We start from the raw sequence: 16,076 nt of genomic DNA on the forward strand, positions 1-16,076 counted from the left end.
TCCGCGCGCCCTTGCGTCACGGTAAACGGATCATGAGCTCTATCGACAATCTCCCACCTCTGCGCGAGGTCATCGCAACTCACCAGCTTTCGGCGCGCAAATCGCTGGGACAGAACTTCCTGTTGGACCTGAACCTGACCGCAAAAATTGCCCGTCAGGCTGGCGATCTTGCAGGCTGCGATGTGCTGGAAATCGGCCCCGGTCCCGGCGGGTTGACGCGCGGGCTCTTGTCCGAAGGCGCACGCAAGGTAGTGGCGGTAGAAAAAGATACTCGCTGCATTGCCGCCCTGAACGATATCGCTGCCGCCTATCCCGGAAGGCTGGACGTCATTAACGGCGACGCGCTCGAGATCAACCCGCTCGAACACCTGACCCCGCCGATCCGCATCGCAGCCAACCTTCCATACAACGTTGGCACCGAGCTGCTGGTGCGCTGGCTGACGCCCCCGGAATGGCCCCCCTTCTGGCAGAGCCTGACGCTGATGTTCCAACGCGAAGTGGCCGACCGCATTGTCGCCCAGCCCGGCAGCAAGGCGTATGGCCGCCTCGCCATCCTTGCCCAATGGCGGGCCGAGGCACGTATCGCCATGTCACTGCCGCCCGGAGCCTTCACCCCGCCGCCCAAAGTCTCAAGCGCAGTGGTCCACCTGACCGCCCTGCCCGAGCCTCGCTATCCAGCTGACGCCGCGACCCTGTCACGTGTTGTAGCTTCCGCTTTCAACCAACGCCGCAAGATGTTGCGTGCGTCGCTCAAAGGGGTTGCCCCGGATATCGAAGATCGCCTTCTGGCCGCTGGTATTCAACCGACTGAGCGAGCTGAGCAGGTTCCGCTTGAAGCGTTTTGCGCTTTGGCGCGCGAAATCAAGAAACCCTGATCACAAGAAAAAGCCCCAAGGTTGAACCTCGGGGCTTTGTATCCTCTGATACTGGCCTTATTCAGCCGCTTCCGGTGCGTCCCCATCCGTTTTGGGTGCATCTTCAGTCGCTGGCGCCGGTTTGGGCTTACGCGCCCGCGGTTTGCGCGCAGGCTTTTCCTTCTTCTCCGGTGCCGGAGCCTCAGCCCCTTTGCTTTCCGGTGTCTCGACCAACCCGCTTTCCGGTGCGGGCTCGGGCGTGGCGAAATCCATCACATCCGGCTGCGGCGCTTCGGCCGGGTCGGCCTGACGGGCGGCTTCTCGCTCCTGACGCTCGGCGCGTTCACGATCGCGCTCGGCCTGGCGTTCGCGGTTCTGGCGCTCCTGCTCTTCGCGGCGCGCTTCAATCTCGCGCTGCGCTTCACTCAACATACGCAGATAGTGTTCCGCATGCTGTTGGAAGTTTTCCGCCGCGACGCGGTCGTTTGACAGCTGAGCGTCACGCGCCAGCTGATTATATTTATCAATGATCTGCTGTGGCGTGCCACGCACCTTGCCCTCAGGGCCCGAGCTGTCAAAAACCCGGTTCACGACGTTGCCGCCGGAAGGACGATTGCGGTTGTTCTTGGCCCGCGAGCGGGATTTGGAAGATCTCATCTTACTTTACGTCAGCCTTATAAATACGCTGCCGATCAACCCGTGTTTTGCACTGCTCAGAGGCGTTCGCCGTGACGGGATCTCGACTTTTTTGGGCTTGGCGTCAGGGGTGAGCTGAAACAGCATCAACCTCGCCGACTAATCCTGAGTAAACATGTCCTGACCGTGCAGACAAGAGGAATCTCGGATTTTCACAAGCTTTTTTATGCTTACCGGCGTTTTTCGGCCCTAATCCCGTATGTCATCCCGGCATTTTTGCGCCAACGACCCGGTCGCGCCCGTCCAGATCAGGGATCACGCGGATATCCGCCAAACCCGCCGCGTCGAACAAAGCGGACACCAGATTTGCCTGTGTCGGGCCAATTTCCACAAGTATTCGCCCCCCCGGCAAAAGAAAATCCGGTGCCGAAGCCGCAATATGCCGATACGCGCCCAGCCCGTCTCCTTCATCCGTCAGCGCCATACGCGGCTCATGTTCCCGCACTTCAGGCGAGAGGTCCTCCATCTCGGACATGGATATATATGGCGGGTTGGAAACAATCAGGTCAAATTGACCCTCGGTGTTTTCAAACCAATTTGATTGCACGATCTCGGCCCGCCCCTGCACCTGATGGTGTACAGCATTTGCGCTGGCCTGAAGACAGGCGGCTTCGCTCAGATCGACCCCAAGGCCCGAAGCGCTGGTGCGTTCTGCAAGCAGTGTAACCAGAATACAGCCCGACCCTACCCCCAAGTCCAAAACATGGTCGAAGGGTTCGCTCAGGGCGGCCTCGATCAGGATTTCGGTTTCAGGGCGCGGGTCCAGAACATCCGAACTGACGCGAAACCTGCGCCCATAAAACTCGCGTTCGCCCAGCAAATGCGACACCGGCACCCGAACGGCGCGCAGGGAAATCAACTGGTCATAGCGTTCGGCAATCTCGGGCTGCAATTCCTCGGGGGCAATCAGTGTCACCCTGCTGGCTTCGATCCGTGCCGCATGGGCCAACAGCAGACGTGCATCCCGTGCCGGATCATCCACGCCTGCGGCCCTCAGGCGTGCCGTCGCGGCCACCATGGCCTGTGCTGCAGTTTGCAGACCCGTCATTGGGCCATCTCGGCCAGCAACCGGGCCTGATCATCCGCCGTCAGGGCGTCAATCACTTCGTCCAGATCGCCCTGCATCACCTGGTCCAGCTTGTAGAGCGTCAGGTTAATCCGATGATCCGTCATTCGCCCCTGCGGGAAGTTATAAGTCCGAATACGTTCCGAACGATCGCCCGATCCCACCTGGCTGGCACGATCGGCCGAGCGTTCGCTGTCGATCCGCTGCCGCTCCAGATCATAAAGCCGCGTCTTCAGCACCTGCATCGCAATCTCACGATTGCGGTGTTGGGATTTTTCCGAGCTTGTGACCACCAATCCGGTCGGAACGTGCGTGATCCGCACCGCCGAATCGGTGGTATTCACATGCTGCCCGCCCGCACCCGAGCTGCGCATGGTGTCGATTCGGATGTCGTTGGCGTCGATCTGGATGTCTACGTCCTCGGCCTCGGGCAGAACCGCGACCGTCGCGGCCGACGTATGAATCCGCCCACCGCTTTCGGTTTCGGGCACACGCTGCACCCGGTGCACACCGGATTCGTATTTCATCCTGGCAAAGACATTATCGCCCTTGATATGGGCCACCACTTCCTTGATGCCGCCCAGATCCGAGGCCTGTTCTTCGATAATTTCAAACCGCCAGCCGCGTGCCTCGGCATAGCGCTGATACATGCGCAGCAGATCGCCGGCGAACAGCGCGGCCTCGTCCCCACCGGTTCCAGGACGGATTTCCAGCATGGCCGGGCGTGCATCCGCCGCATCCTTGGGCAGCAAAACCAGTTGCAGCGCATGTTCTGCTTCGGGGATGCGGGCCTGCAACTCGGGGATTTCCTCCTCGGCAAGCTCTTTCATGTCCGGATCGGCCAGCATCGTTTTGGCCTCGTCCAGATCAGCAACCAGCTGGCGCCACGCCATGATCTGGTCAACAACCGGTTTTAGGTCGGAATATTCCTTGGCCAGAGCCGCTATATCACCACCCGATGCGCCATCGGCCATGGCGGCTTCGAGGTATTGGAAACGTTGGGTGATCTGTTCAAGTCGTTCTTCGGGGATCATCCCGGCGGTGTCTATCATCCGGGGGCTTTGGTCAAGGGCAACGTCGTGCTAAGCTGACCGCATGACACGGTTTGTTCTTGCCATGATGTTGACCTCGACGCCGGTTCTTGCCGATTATATCGGCCCCGACGGCAAGACCCGTGACTGCTATTGTACCGACACATCCGGGTCCCGCATCGAATTGGGCGAGATGATCTGCCTGCAGGTTGATGGCCGCATGTTCACGGCACAATGTCAGATGTCCCTGAACGTGCCCATGTGGCGTGAGGTGCAGGAAGGGTGCCTGTCGTCTGGGCTACATTCGGACTGGCCCGATCTGGAAACACCTTCAGACGGCAGCAGCGCTCTTTGAGCGCTACAAGTCTTCCCATTTGCTCAAATTGTATGCCCTACGTTGGAACAGTCTTAGCGCGACTGTAAGTAACGTGAGCGGTACGGCGGCCATTACTGCGGGGCCAACTATATTGGGAAGGAAAAAGTTCTCACCAAAAATGACAGTTGCCCCGGCCTGAACCGAAGCAACTATCAAGGTCAGCAAGACAAACACAGCAACATTGGTTAATGGCGATGCCCAGTACAGAAAGAGTCTTGGTTCAAAACCAAGTGCTTTCAATCGTTCAAGATCAGCATCAATTCTTATGTGCTGCTTAACACCGGCCTGCTCAATTTCAGCCAATGCATTTTGAACCTTTTGCTCATAGTCACTCATACGTCTAACTTAGGAATTTTCCATTTGATTTCAATCTATTGAATTGCCATCAACCACCCATCGACCCGTGCCTTGTTCACACCGAAATCCTTGCGGCCAAATCGCAGGCGGCCATGGATGCGCAGCGTGTCCCCGTCCTGCTGAACAGTGGTATAGTCTGGAAATCCGATCCATTTCGTGCGGGTGACATAGGTGATCACGCCCTCATTAACGGAACCTGCCAGTACCGAGGTACGCGGCGTGGCGCGGGCAATCCGGTCGAGGCGTTGCAATCCATCCGGGCCGGTTTCAACGACACGCAGAACGCCACTTGGCAAATCGCGATTTTCTACTGCAACCGGTGCAATATGCCATTGGGCGGGAGCAGACGGGGCCAGCCGGATGTAAGCGCCCAGCCCAAGCACCAGCGCGATCATTGCCCACAGAACCATCTTTTTCATCCTGCACTATCCTCTTGCAGAAACCGTAAGCGGATCAGGCGCCGGGGCAAGCCGTTCCGGCCCGGTTTACCGTGACGTCACCCCCGGCAAGATGCACAACATCTCATAGATCAGATTGGCCGCCGTCAGCGCCGTATTGCCGGAAGGATCATATGGAGGTGAAACTTCGACCAGATCACACCCCACGACATTCACACCCTGCAATGCGTGGATCAGTTGCAGCGCCTGTGGCGTGGTCAGCCCTGCAATTTCCGGCGTGCCGGTACCCGGTGCAAAAGCCGGGTCGAGACTGTCGATATCGTAGGTGACATACACCGGATGTTCCCCGATGGTCTTGCGTATCTGCGACCCAATCTGCGTCAGGTTCTGCTGCCACAGCTCCCAAGCCGGGAACTGACGAAAGCCCCAGTCTTTTGCTTCGGCGAAATCCGAGGCCGCGTATCCAGAACCGCGAATGCCGATCTGGAAGGTCTTGTCAGGAACGATCAGCCCCTCTTCATAGGCGCGGCGGAAGACGGTGCCGTGGGTCTCCTTTTCGCCAAACATCTCATCGTTCACATCCGCATGGGCATCAACATGCACCAAGGCCACCGGGCCATGCTTTGCCGCAATGGCCCGAAGGATCGGAAGGGTGATCGAATGATCGCCGCCCATCGCCACTGGGGTCACATTCCTTTCCAGGATCGCATCATAGCTTTCCTTGATGATCCTGAGGCTTTCGGCCAATGAGAAGGTGTTGATCGCAAGATCCCCAATATCGGCGATTTGCAGACTGTCGAACGGGGCAGCCGACGTGGCCATGTTGTAAGGCCGGATCATCGCGCTTTCGCTGCGGATCTGTTTCGGCCCGAACCGGGTGCCAGACCGCCACGAGGTTCCGATATCCATCGGAATCCCCAGCACCGCCACATCCAGCCCTGCCAGCGAGGCCGCCTGCGGCAGGCGCATGAACGTGTTCGGCCCCGAGAATCGCGCCAGATCATTGCCGCTGACCGGTTGATTGAATTCAGTCATGCGCGTTGTTCCCCATCCCTGTAATTCACTTGATCCAGCACATACCGGACGTATGGCTAACTATTGGTTAACGCGTTCTTGCGCGGGTTTACTCTTTCGCCTTTGCCAGCTTGTCCCACCCCAGCAGGCAGATGATCTGCGTCGCCACATGTGCCCCGGCTATTGCCGTCGCGCCCGAGGTGTCAAAGGGCGGAGAGACCTCGACCACGTCACCGCCCTTGATGTTGATCCCTGCAATGTCGCGCAGGATGATCTGCGCCTGAATGGAGCTGAGCCCACCCCATACCGGTGTGCCCGTGCCCGGGGCAAAGGCCGGGTCCAGCCCGTCGATGTCGAAGCTGAGGTAAACGGGGCTGTCGCCAAGAATGCCTTTGATCTTCTGCGCCACGGCTGCAGGCCCGGATTCATAAACCTCGCGCGCATCGATAATGTTGACGCCCAGCGTGTCTTCGTTGGTGGTTCGGATACCGACCTGAACAGAACGCTTGGGGTCCACGATGCCGGATTTCACCGCCTTGTAGAACATCGTTCCATGATCGACCCGGGACATGTCGTCATCGGCCCAAGTGTCCGTATGGGCATCAAACTGCAGCAGAGACATCGGCCCGAATTTCTCGGCATAAGCCTTCAGGATCGGAAAGCTGATATAGTGATCGCCCCCCAGTGTGACCGAGGCCACGTCAGCGGCCAGAATAGTGCGGATATGATTGGTCAGCGTATCGGGAAAGGCCGGAATATTGGCATAATCATAGGCCATGTCTCCGTAATCCACGATCGCCAGTTCGCTGAGTGCATCAAATGGCCAGCCATAAGGCGCGTCGGGCGATTGCAGCGCGCTGGCTTCGCGGATCGCACGTGGGCCAAGCCGGGTGCCAGGGCGGTTGGTGACGGCCTGATCGAAGGGTACACCGGTCACGGCGATGTCCACCCCGTCCAGATCTTTGGTGTAAAGCCGCCGCAGGAACGAGGTCGCCCCACCAAAAGTGTTCTCATACGACAACCCCTTGAGATCCGGGTTGGTGAACGCCTCATCCACCTGATTTTTTGCGTCTTCCAGTGCCATTTCTCTATCCCATCAGCCCAACGGCTGCGCCTTTTCCACGATCCGCGCGAAGAACGAAGCCCCCACAGGCGAGATATCGTCGTTAAAGTTGTATTTCGGATGATGCAGCCCGGCACCATCGCCCTGCCCCAAGAACAAATAGGCCCCCGGCCGCGACTGCAGCATGTACGAGAAATCCTCGGCCCCCATATCGCGCCCCATAGTGTCAACCACGCGCTCAGCCCCCGACACTTCGCGCGCGACATCAGCGGCAAAAACAGTCTTTTCAGCATCATTGATCGTAGCTGGATATCCGACCTGATAATCCAGCCGGGCCTCAACCCCGTACGAGGCTGCCTGCCCCTGAACGATTTGCTCCATCCGCTCTATCACCATCTTCTGCACAGAAGGATCAAATGTACGCACCGTGCCGTTCAAATAGGCCGTATCAGGGATTACGTTATTAACTGTTCCAGTGTGAATCTGCGTGACCGAAACCACCAGATCCTCCACTGCATAGTGGTTGCGGCTGACAATGGTCTGGATCGCCTGCGCAATGCCGCAGGCCGCCATTACCGGATCGCGGGTCTGATGCGGCATCGCCCCATGCCCTCCGACCCCCTGAATATGGATCTCGAACGAATCCACCGCTGCCATGATCGGGCCCGGCGTGGTATAGAAGGCGCCTTCCGGATTTCCCGGATCGTTATGTATTCCGTAGACCTGAGAAATGTCGAACCGCTCCATGATGCCTTCTTCCACCATCACCCCCGCGCCACCGCCCTCTTCCTCGGCAGGCTGGAAGATCAAGGCCACGCGGCCGCTGAAATTTCGCGTCTCGGCCAGATAGCGCGCCGCGCCCAGCAGCATGGTGGTATGTCCGTCATGTCCGCAAGCGTGCATCTTTCCGGGGTTCCGAGAGGCATATTCCACACCAGTCTCTTCAGGGATCGGCAGGGCATCCATGTCGGCGCGCAGACCGATCGTCGGCCCGCCCCCTTGGCCGTTGATGATCGCGACCATACCGGTTTTGGCGATGCCCTCGTGCAACTCATCCACCCCGAACTCCCGCAAACGCTCGGCCACAAAAGCCGCGGTTTCATAGCATTCGAATTCCAGCTCGGGGATGGTATGCAGATACTGGCGCCATCTGGTCATATCGGCAGAGAAATCGGCAATTCGGTTGACGACGGGCATCTGGGGTGGACTCCTGATCGGGACTGCGGGATGGATGCATCTGACACCGGAATGAAAGGGTTCGCAATGGCCGAAAATCCTCTGATCCATGACAGCGACGCAGGCATCGAACGCCTGCTTGAGATCATGCGCCGCCTGCGCGATCCGCAATCCGGTTGCCCATGGGATATCGAACAGGATTTCGCAACCATCGCTCCTTATACGATCGAAGAGGCGTACGAGGTCGCGGACGCCATTGAACGCGAAGCCTATGACGAGTTGAAGGGAGAGTTGGGCGACCTGTTGTTCCAATCTGTCTTCCACGCGCAAATGGCTGAAGAGGCCGGGCATTTCACCTTTCAGGATGTGGTCCGCACCATGTCTGACAAGATGGTCAGCCGCCATCCGCATGTGTTTGGCGACGAATCCCGCGACAAGTCCGCCGACCAGCAGACCAAAGACTGGGAAACCATCAAGGCCGCCGAGCGCGCCGGCAAGGAACAGCAAGGCGCACTGGACGGCGTTGCCGCCAACCTGCCCGCCCTGTTGCGTGCCCATAAGTTGCAGAAGCGTGCCGCTCGGGTGGGATTCGACTGGCCCGACGCCAGCCATGTTCTGGCCAAGATCACCGAAGAAGCCGCCGAGTTGGAAGAGGCGCGCGACAAGATGGACGCTGACGCGCTGGAGGATGAATTCGGCGATCTGCTTTTTGTCATGGTCAACCTGGGTCGCCATCTTGGCATAGAACCGGAAGCTGCGCTGCGCCGTACTAACGCCAAGTTCACCCGTCGCTTTGAAAAAGTCGAGGCCCGGCTGGCCGTGCGGGGCAAGACGCCCTCACAAAGTGATCTGGCCGAGATGGATGCGCTCTGGGATGAGGTTAAAATTGAAGAGCATCGCGCCAACGGCAAACTCCCGCCGGTAGATGTCATTGCCGCACCCAGAAACGGGTAGACAAGCGATCCGACACTTGCGAGTGTCCCACCTTCACGACCCCCGGAGACGCCTATGCCCCCTCGCAAGATCATCATCGACACCGATCCCGGACAGGACGATGCCGTCGCCATCCTGCTTGCATTGGCCAGCCCGGACGAGATCGAGGTTCTAGGCATTACGGCGGTTGCAGGTAACGTTCCCCTGGAGCTGACAGCCAAAAATGCACGAATCGTGTGCGAGTTGGCTGGCCGTACGGATGTACCTGTCTATGCGGGCTGCGATCGACCGCTGAACCGCGCGCTGATTACGGCGGAACATGTGCATGGTAAAACCGGACTGGATGGTCCGGACCTGCCCGATCCGCAGATGCCTCTGTCCGAAGGGCACGCGGTGGACTTCATCATCGACACCCTGCGCGCTGAAGAACCGGGAACCGTGACCCTTTGCCCGCTGGGGCCACTGACGAATATCGCGACCGCCTTCCGGAAGGCGCCCGATATCGTTGAACGGGTGCAGGAAATCGTTCTGATGGGCGGGGCGTATTTCGAGGTTGGGAACATCACTCCAACGGCCGAATTCAACATCCATGTCGATCCTGAAGCCGCTGATATCGTGTTCAAATCCGGCAAACCTATCGTGGTCATGTCACTGGATGTCACGCATAAGGCGCTGGTCACAAAACCCCGCAATGACGCATTCCGTGCTCTGGGAAACAAAGTCGGAATCGCCGTGGCAGAAATGACCGATTTCTTCGAACGTTTCGACAAGGAGAAATACGGCAGCAAAGGCGCGCCTCTGCATGACCCATGCGTGACCGCCTATCTGATTCGACCCGAGATTTTCTCGGGCCGTCACGTGAATGTCGAGATTGAAACCCAATCTGAACTGACCATGGGTATGACCGTAGCAGATTGGTGGGGCGTGACCGACCGCGCGCCCAACGCGCTGTTCATGGGGGAAATCGACGCCGACGGCTTTTTCAACCTGCTGACAGAAAGGCTGGCCAGATTATGAGCGCCGCCCTCCGCCTAGCGCGCCCCGAAGACCTGGACCGCCTGATGGCGCTGGTCACCGCCTTTCATACCGAGGCCGGGCTGGCCCAAGACCCGGACCAGACCCGAAACGCACTTACCCCCCTGCTCGAGGGTATTCCCCACGGCTGTGTCTATCTGATCGGCCCCGGACGTGCGCCTTTGGGCTACATCATCCTGACGTTTGGCTGGTCTGTTGAATTCGGTGGCATGGACGGTTTCGTGGACGAAATCTATATCCGACCCGCTGTTCGCGGCCGCGGTATCGCGACCGAAGTTTTGCTGGCCCTGCCCAAGGCTCTGTCCGAAGCGGGATTGACTGCCCTTCATCTGGAAGTCGACCGAAACAACGAAGACGCTCAGAAGCTCTATCTGCGCACCGGATTCAAACCGCGCGACAGATATATGCTGATGAGCAGGACGCTTTAACGAGACTCGCCACGGAAGATATTGGCCGGGTTCATGTCCTGTACCGGGTCATTCGCCGAGACCGGCTCTCCGGTAATTGGGTAAGTTCCCGGACCCGCGCAGGCGGAAAGAACAGTGATGGACGCTGCTGCGATTACCAGAAGGAATTTGGATACAGGCATCGTAGTCTCCTTTCTGCAATGCGGTTAGCTTAGATCACGTTTGCTTGATGTTATTAGTAACAAGTTCACACATAATTAAATTTAAGTTCACTTGCCGCGATCCAAACTGATCATTGCGGCGAGTAAAATGCTGTTTAAATTCAATTATCTCTATTTTTACTTTTTTTGACTTCCGCGAGCTGCATTTCAAAAAAAAGCAGATGATCCCGAGCGATTTCTGGAATCTCAGAGTAAGCGTCACGCAGATGGAACCCTAAAGACAAGTATAATCGAGTCGCGGCTTTCAGCGGTTTTCCGGTATCCATTCGGATATGATCGAAGCCAAGATCCCGACAGGTTTCAATCAGCGACAGCATGATTGCACGCCCTGCACCGGACCCCCTTGCTGCATCCGTCACATACACCCGCTTTACTTCGGCCACACCCGGCGCGATTGCATGAAACATGCCGCAACCAATCGGCTCTCCCCCAAGCATGGCCAACTTGATTCCACCGTCAGGCGGAGCGTGATCCACCTCGAGAGCGTCCATCAAACGAGCGTATTTATCCTTGGGGTAGAAGGTTTGGACGATCTGGACAGATCGCTCATCCAGCGTCAGCAGGAAATCCCGATAGTCCCAACACAAACGCCGAACCGCGTTCAGCTGGTCCGGTGTTTCTGGTTCAATTATCTTCAGCAAGACGTGACCCCCGGATCGCACCCAAGGGCCAGCCTAGCACCACACGGGTTATTTGCGAAGGATCGACGCGCCCGCGTATTCCGCGACCTCGCCCAGTGATTCCTCGATGCGGATCAGCTGGTTGTATTTAGCCAACCGGTCCGACCGCGCCAGCGAGCCGGTTTTGATCTGACCACAATTCGTCGCCACAGCCAGATCGGCGATGGTGGCGTCCTCGGTTTCACCCGAACGGTGAGACATGACGTTGGTGTAACGCGCACGGTGCGCCATATCGACGGCGCGCAGGGTCTCGGTCAGCGAACCGATCTGGTTCACCTTGACCAGCATCGAGTTCGCGCAGCCGCGTTCGATCCCTTCGGCCAGACGCGCCGGATTGGTCACGAACAGGTCGTCACCCACCAGCTGCACCTTGTCACCGATGGCGTCGGTCAGGGCTTTCCAGCCGTCCCAGTCATCTTCGGACATGCCATCTTCGATGGAAATGATCGGATAATCATTCACCAGCGCGGCCAGATAGGCCGCGTTTTCCTCGGATGTCAGGGTCGTGCCCTCACCTGCCAGAACGTATTTGCCGTCTTTGAAATATTCAGTCGCCGCACAATCCAACGCCAGATGGATTTCTTCGCCCGGCTTGTAGCCTGCTTTTTCGATTGATTTCAGAATGAAATCCAGTGCTTCACGAGTGCTGGCAATATTAGGGGCAAAACCGCCCTCGTCGCCCACCCCCGTGGCCAGACCGGCAGAAGACAGTTCTTTCTTCAGCGTGTGAAACACTTCGGACCCCATGCGAACGGCTTCGCGAATATTCGCAGCCGAAGTCGGCATGATCATGAATTCCTGAATGTCGATCGGATTATCGGCATGTTCGCCGCCATTGATGATGTTCATCATCGGTACCGGCAGAACCCGGGCCGAAGTACCACCCACATACCGATAGAGAGGTTGCGTAGTGAAGTCGGCAGCGGCCTTGGCTGTGGCCAGCGAAACACCGAGAATCGCGTTCGCGCCCAGACGGCCCTTGTTTTCGGTCCCGTCCAGTTCGATCATCGCCTGGTCGATGGCGACCTGCTCGGTCGCATCAAAGCCCACCAGTTCTTCAGCGATCTCGCCGTTCACGGCGGCAACGGCTTCCAGAACGCCCTTGCCCATATAGCGTGCCTTGTCGCCGTCACGCTTTTCTACCGCCTCATAGGCGCCAGTCGATGCACCCGACGGGACGGCGGCGCGGCCCATGGTGCCGTCTTCCAGAATCACGTCAACTTCGACCGTCGGGTTGCCCCGGCTGTCCAGAATTTCGCGTGCGTGGATGTCGATGATGGTGCTCATGAGGCCTGTTCCTATGACTGCAGTCGGTTGCACGCGTCATAGCAGCAACCGGCCAAAAGTAAACCGGCTCCGTTACCGCTAACACGTATATTCTCGGACATTTAGGGCTAACAGTCCGCTGTTTGCGCCAACAGGTTCAGGCAGGCGCCAGTTCACGCGCCAGACGCCGTTCGCGGATAAAGGTGTAAAGGCCCGAACCGATGATCAGGGTCGCTCCTGCCATTGTCAGTGCATCAGGGCGTTCACCGAACATCAGCATTCCTGCGAGGATGGAAAACACCAGACGCGTGTACCGGAATGGCATCAGGGCCGACGCTTCGCCCACCCGCATCGCCGTAACGATGCCGTAGTACCCCAACACCCCAAATCCGATCGCGCCCGCGTAAGGGCCCGTTTGACCGGTTTGAACAGGCACGAAGGATGCCCCGGACATGACCATCAGAACCAGTCCGGCGACAGCAACCGCAATATAAGCCTGCATCGCAACAACGGACGAGGCCACTCGCGGATCCAACTTACGGGTGATCAAATCACGCGCGGCAATTGCAATGACCGACAACACCACAAACAGGGATTCTGGCCGAAAGCCCTCCATCCCGGGGCGGATGATCATCAGAACACCGACAAACCCGACACCAATGGCGCTCCAGCGACGCCACCCGACCTGTTCCCCCAGAAACAGGGCCGCCCCCATGGTGACGACCAGCGGCATGGCCTGAAACACAGCCGCAACGGTGGACAGGTCAATCAGCGACAATGCCGTCACAAAAGCCACTGCGCCAAAACCCTCAGTCGCGGCGCGAACCAATGGCAGGGTTTTCCATGCCACGGGGTCAAAGATCCGTTTGCGCGTGACCACTGACATCGTGGCAAAGACGAGCCCGCAAAACACGCCCAGAAACACCATGATCTGCCCTGTCGGCACAGAGCCGGACAGGAGCTTGATAAACATGTCCTCAAGTGCGAAGGCCGCCATCGACCCGATGAGCAGCAAAATGCCGTTTACGTTGTTCATATGCGCATCCGTAGGAAAAGGGCACGTCGGGTGCCTTTGCACGCACAACAACCTCAACCGACCGCATCTGGCAAGGCATTTCCCGTTGCGCTTGATGAATTAACGTGAGGGGATCAATCGCGTTTCGTGATAGGTCAGTCCTTTTCCAGCGGGACGCCATACAGCTCCAGCCGGTGCCCTTTCAGCTTATACCCAAGCTTCGCCGCGATTCTTTCCTGAAGGGCTTCGATCTCGGGGTCCACGAATTCAATAACCTCTCCCGACTGCATGTCGATCAGGTGGTCATGATGATCGCGCTCGGCATCCTCGTACCGGGCGCGCCCGTCGCCGAACTCCAGGCGCTCCAGAATCCCGGCCTCTTCGAACAGTTTCACTGTGCGATAGACCGTTGCTATGGAAATTCCCTTGTCTATGGCAGAGGCACGCGCGTACAGCTCTTCGACATCCGGATGGTCGTCGCTCTGCTCCAGTACCTGCGCGATGATCCTTCTTTGGCCGGTCATGCGCAGCCCCTTGGCTTCACAACGCCCAATAATCGTTTCCGACATGATGCCCCTCAGTCTTGCTCGGGTGTCTGTCTTAGTATGTCTGCGCGCGTTTCGCTACAGGGATTTCACCTTTTCCGCCCGTCTAACGGTGCTCCTGCCAGATCGGCCCAGACCGGCAGGTGATCTGATGCGATATGCGCGGGGCGCGTGTCGTGAACACCGTGTGCCACGGCCTGCACCCCGATGCCCAGCGCGATCCGGTCCAGCGCACCCAGTGGCTGCGCGGCGGGAAAACTGGGCCTCGGTGGCAGAAACCGCATTTCAGGGGCAAGATGATCCAAAACAGGCTGGCGGGACCATTCGTTAAAATCACCAGCCCAGACTGTCGGCATTTGATCCATATCCCCATCATTCCGCCGAATATGTAAAATCTGCTGCCGCCGTGAGGCGGGCAAAAGCCCCAGATGCATGCCCATCACCCTTAGCGGTCCAATATGAGTGTCGAACTCGACACGAACCGCGCCGCGCGGCTCCAGCCCCGGTAACTCGTGATGCCCTTTTCGACGAACCGAGATTCCCTCGCCCCGCCAGATCACCGCATTGCCGTGCCAGCCCAGACTGCCAGCACCACCCAGATCGACGATCTGCCACCCCGCCTCATCCAACATGAAATGCGGCAGCGCCGCCGGGCGGGGCGGCAGACGTTTGTCTGCCTCCTGCAACACCACGATATCAGCCTGCATGTTTTCTATGACTTGCAAAATGCGTTGCGGCTGACGCCGGAAATCCAGTCCGACGCATTTTTGAATGTTGTAGCTTGCGATACGCAGCGTGGACGAAGTTTGCATTGAGGCGTGACCAAATGGATTGGCCCTAAAGTGCCATTCTTGACGAGGGGCGCAACCCCTCTGTACCGTTTACTGCTGCGGAAAACCAAGGATGCCGCCAGACCCCAATATTCTGCCCACTATTTCAGCGAATGAAACCTGCGCAAGTCCAAATCATAGGTTCCACTTGCTCCCTCGACCCGCAACATTCTATGCCGATGCAGTGAAGACATCGGATCGCAGCTAAACCGAGGCCGAGATGAGCTTGAGCCAGACCCAACCGGACAACAGCACCCGGGCCAGTATCATATTGGTGATGGGCGGCGCGCTGTGGGGCCTCTATTGGATTCCGGTGCGGTTTTTCTTCGATCAGGGCCTGACCGGCCCCTGGTCCGGGATCGCAATGTACTGCGCGGCCCTGATTGCTTTGATCCCCTTCATCTGGACGGACAGGCTTATACTGGCCCGGCAATGGCGCGATCTGATGCTCAGCGGCATGTTCACGGGTGCCGCATTCAGCCTGTATTCGATCAGCCTTGTCTACACCGACGTTGTCCGCTCGATCCTCCTGTTCTACCTCACTCCAATCTGGGGCACACTTCTAGGCGTCGTGTTTCTGGGAGAGCGCCTGAACCTGATGCGCCTTGCGGGCCTGATCTGCGGGCTTGGCGGACTGTTTGTCGTACTTGGAGGCGCCGGGTTTGTGCCATGGCCGCAGAACATGGGCGACTGGCTGGCCCTGGCGTCGGGCATATGCTGGGCATTGGGCACTCTGGGCTTGTACAAAGCCGGGAGCATTTCCATCTCGGGCCAGGTCTTTGCCTTTGTGGTTGGCGCGCTGTTGCTGTCGCTTCTCAGCCTACTGATGCTCGGGGGCCAAACCTTGCCGAACATCACGCAGGGAGAAGCTGCCCGCATTGCGGGATATGCATTGCTGTCGGCCTTCTATGTCCTGCCCATGATCTACATGACCATCTGGCCAGCGACACAGCTTTCCCCCGCAAGGGTCGGCCTGCTGCTGATGAGCGAGGTTGTTGTCGGCATCGCCTCGGCGGCGGCCCTGTCCGGCGAACCCTTTGGCCTGCGAGAGTTTCTGGGCGCCACCCTGATTGTTAGTGCTGCGGTGTTGGAAATCCTGCGGAAATAGGTCCG

At 58.3% G+C, this 16,076-nt stretch carries 20 protein-coding genes; 6 read left to right on the forward strand and 14 right to left on the reverse strand.

Features of this window, described 5'->3' with window-relative positions; genetic code table 11:
- Positions 1 to 32 precede the first annotated feature (32 nt).
- Positions 33 to 875 (forward strand): 16S rRNA (adenine(1518)-N(6)/adenine(1519)-N(6))-dimethyltransferase RsmA, encoded by an 843-nt coding sequence (gene rsmA / locus ACR0K5_RS07950; protein ID WP_480629159.1) that lies wholly within the window; start codon positions 33 to 35, stop codon positions 873 to 875.
- 57 nt (positions 876 to 932) lie between these two features.
- Here the strand turns inward: rsmA and ACR0K5_RS07955 are convergent, their stop codons facing one another.
- From ACR0K5_RS07955 to prfA, 3 genes are all read right to left on the reverse strand, one after another.
- Positions 933 to 1,511, reverse strand: a complete 579-nt coding sequence (locus tag ACR0K5_RS07955) for a DUF4167 domain-containing protein (protein WP_480629160.1) — start codon at positions 1,509 to 1,511, stop codon at positions 933 to 935.
- Between the two features lie 241 nt (positions 1,512 to 1,752).
- Positions 1,753 to 2,598, reverse strand: a complete 846-nt coding sequence (prmC, locus tag ACR0K5_RS07960; protein ID WP_480629161.1) for a peptide chain release factor N(5)-glutamine methyltransferase — start codon at positions 2,596 to 2,598, stop codon at positions 1,753 to 1,755.
- Complete coding sequence (gene prfA, locus ACR0K5_RS07965) at positions 2,595 to 3,650, reverse strand: peptide chain release factor 1 (protein ID WP_480629365.1); 1,056 nt, start codon at positions 3,648 to 3,650, stop codon at positions 2,595 to 2,597. Before prfA ends, prmC begins: the two co-directional genes overlap by 4 nt.
- A 61-nt stretch (positions 3,651 to 3,711) precedes the next feature.
- On the opposite strand from prfA, the gene ACR0K5_RS07970 reads away from it, so the two are divergent.
- Positions 3,712 to 4,002, forward strand: a complete 291-nt coding sequence (locus ACR0K5_RS07970; RefSeq protein WP_480629162.1) for a hypothetical protein — start codon at positions 3,712 to 3,714, stop codon at positions 4,000 to 4,002.
- A 3-nt stretch (positions 4,003 to 4,005) separates the two neighbouring features.
- Here the strand turns inward: ACR0K5_RS07970 and ACR0K5_RS07975 are convergent, their stop codons facing one another.
- From ACR0K5_RS07975 to ACR0K5_RS07995, 5 genes are all read right to left on the reverse strand, one after another.
- The gene (locus ACR0K5_RS07975; protein ID WP_480629163.1) at positions 4,006 to 4,359 is read right to left on the reverse strand and encodes a DUF6404 family protein; all 354 of its coding nucleotides are present in this window, start codon (positions 4,357 to 4,359) and stop codon (positions 4,006 to 4,008) included.
- Between the two features lie 35 nt (positions 4,360 to 4,394).
- Entirely contained in the window at positions 4,395 to 4,799 is a 405-nt protein-coding gene (locus ACR0K5_RS07980; protein WP_480629164.1) for a DUF1499 domain-containing protein, read from the reverse strand.
- Between the two features lie 66 nt (positions 4,800 to 4,865).
- Positions 4,866 to 5,813: an agmatinase gene (speB, locus tag ACR0K5_RS07985; protein WP_480629165.1), complete on the reverse strand. Its 948-nt coding sequence runs from the start codon at positions 5,811 to 5,813 to the stop codon at positions 4,866 to 4,868.
- 88 nt (positions 5,814 to 5,901) lie between these two features.
- Positions 5,902 to 6,876, reverse strand: coding sequence for an agmatinase (gene speB, locus ACR0K5_RS07990; RefSeq protein ID WP_480629166.1), 975 nt, complete (start codon positions 6,874 to 6,876; stop codon positions 5,902 to 5,904).
- 12 nt (positions 6,877 to 6,888) lie between these two features.
- Positions 6,889 to 8,052, reverse strand: coding sequence for a M20 aminoacylase family protein (locus ACR0K5_RS07995; protein ID WP_480629167.1), 1,164 nt, complete (start codon positions 8,050 to 8,052; stop codon positions 6,889 to 6,891).
- A 66-nt stretch (positions 8,053 to 8,118) separates the two neighbouring features.
- On the opposite strand from ACR0K5_RS07995, the gene mazG reads away from it, so the two are divergent.
- Genes mazG through ACR0K5_RS08010 form a run of 3 tightly spaced genes read left to right on the forward strand, consistent with a single transcriptional unit; the run spans position 8,119 to position 10,427 of the window.
- Positions 8,119 to 8,985, forward strand: coding sequence for a nucleoside triphosphate pyrophosphohydrolase (gene mazG, locus ACR0K5_RS08000; protein WP_480629366.1), 867 nt, complete (start codon positions 8,119 to 8,121; stop codon positions 8,983 to 8,985).
- Positions 8,986 to 9,039: 54 nt separating this feature from the next.
- A complete protein-coding gene (locus ACR0K5_RS08005) occupies positions 9,040 to 9,981 on the forward strand; it encodes a nucleoside hydrolase (RefSeq protein ID WP_480629168.1) in 942 nt (313 codons plus the stop codon).
- Complete coding sequence (locus ACR0K5_RS08010) at positions 9,978 to 10,427, forward strand: GNAT family N-acetyltransferase (RefSeq protein WP_480629169.1); 450 nt, start codon at positions 9,978 to 9,980, stop codon at positions 10,425 to 10,427. Before ACR0K5_RS08005 ends, ACR0K5_RS08010 begins: the two co-directional genes overlap by 4 nt.
- Here the strand turns inward: ACR0K5_RS08010 and ACR0K5_RS08015 are convergent.
- The 6 genes from ACR0K5_RS08015 to ACR0K5_RS08040 form a co-directional block, all read right to left on the reverse strand.
- On the reverse strand, positions 10,424 to 10,588 hold the full coding sequence (locus ACR0K5_RS08015; RefSeq protein WP_480629170.1) for a hypothetical protein: 165 nt from the start codon (positions 10,586 to 10,588) through the stop codon (positions 10,424 to 10,426). The genes ACR0K5_RS08010 and ACR0K5_RS08015 overlap by 4 nt on opposite strands.
- A gap of 140 nt (positions 10,589 to 10,728) precedes the next feature.
- Positions 10,729 to 11,214 carry a GNAT family N-acetyltransferase gene (locus ACR0K5_RS08020; protein WP_480629171.1) on the reverse strand — a complete coding sequence of 162 codons (486 nt, stop codon included), beginning with the start codon at positions 11,212 to 11,214 and terminating at the stop codon, positions 10,729 to 10,731.
- Between the two features lie 102 nt (positions 11,215 to 11,316).
- Entirely contained in the window at positions 11,317 to 12,594 is a 1,278-nt protein-coding gene (eno, locus tag ACR0K5_RS08025) for a phosphopyruvate hydratase (RefSeq protein WP_480629172.1), read from the reverse strand.
- 136 nt (positions 12,595 to 12,730) lie between these two features.
- Complete coding sequence (locus ACR0K5_RS08030; RefSeq protein WP_480629173.1) at positions 12,731 to 13,609, reverse strand: DMT family transporter; 879 nt, start codon at positions 13,607 to 13,609, stop codon at positions 12,731 to 12,733.
- Positions 13,610 to 13,743: 134 nt separating this feature from the next.
- Positions 13,744 to 14,157, reverse strand: coding sequence for a Fur family transcriptional regulator (locus ACR0K5_RS08035; protein ID WP_480629174.1), 414 nt, complete (start codon positions 14,155 to 14,157; stop codon positions 13,744 to 13,746).
- 65 nt (positions 14,158 to 14,222) lie between these two features.
- Positions 14,223 to 14,945 (reverse strand): endonuclease/exonuclease/phosphatase family protein, encoded by a 723-nt coding sequence (locus ACR0K5_RS08040; protein ID WP_480629175.1) that lies wholly within the window; start codon positions 14,943 to 14,945, stop codon positions 14,223 to 14,225.
- 238 nt (positions 14,946 to 15,183) lie between these two features.
- Here ACR0K5_RS08040 and ACR0K5_RS08045 point away from each other — a divergent pair, with 238 nt between their 5' ends.
- Positions 15,184 to 16,071 carry a DMT family transporter gene (locus tag ACR0K5_RS08045; protein WP_480629176.1) on the forward strand — a complete coding sequence of 296 codons (888 nt, stop codon included), beginning with the start codon at positions 15,184 to 15,186 and terminating at the stop codon, positions 16,069 to 16,071.
- Positions 16,072 to 16,076: the final 5 nt, after the last annotated feature.

This window comes from Ruegeria sp. AB9, assembly GCF_056542585.1.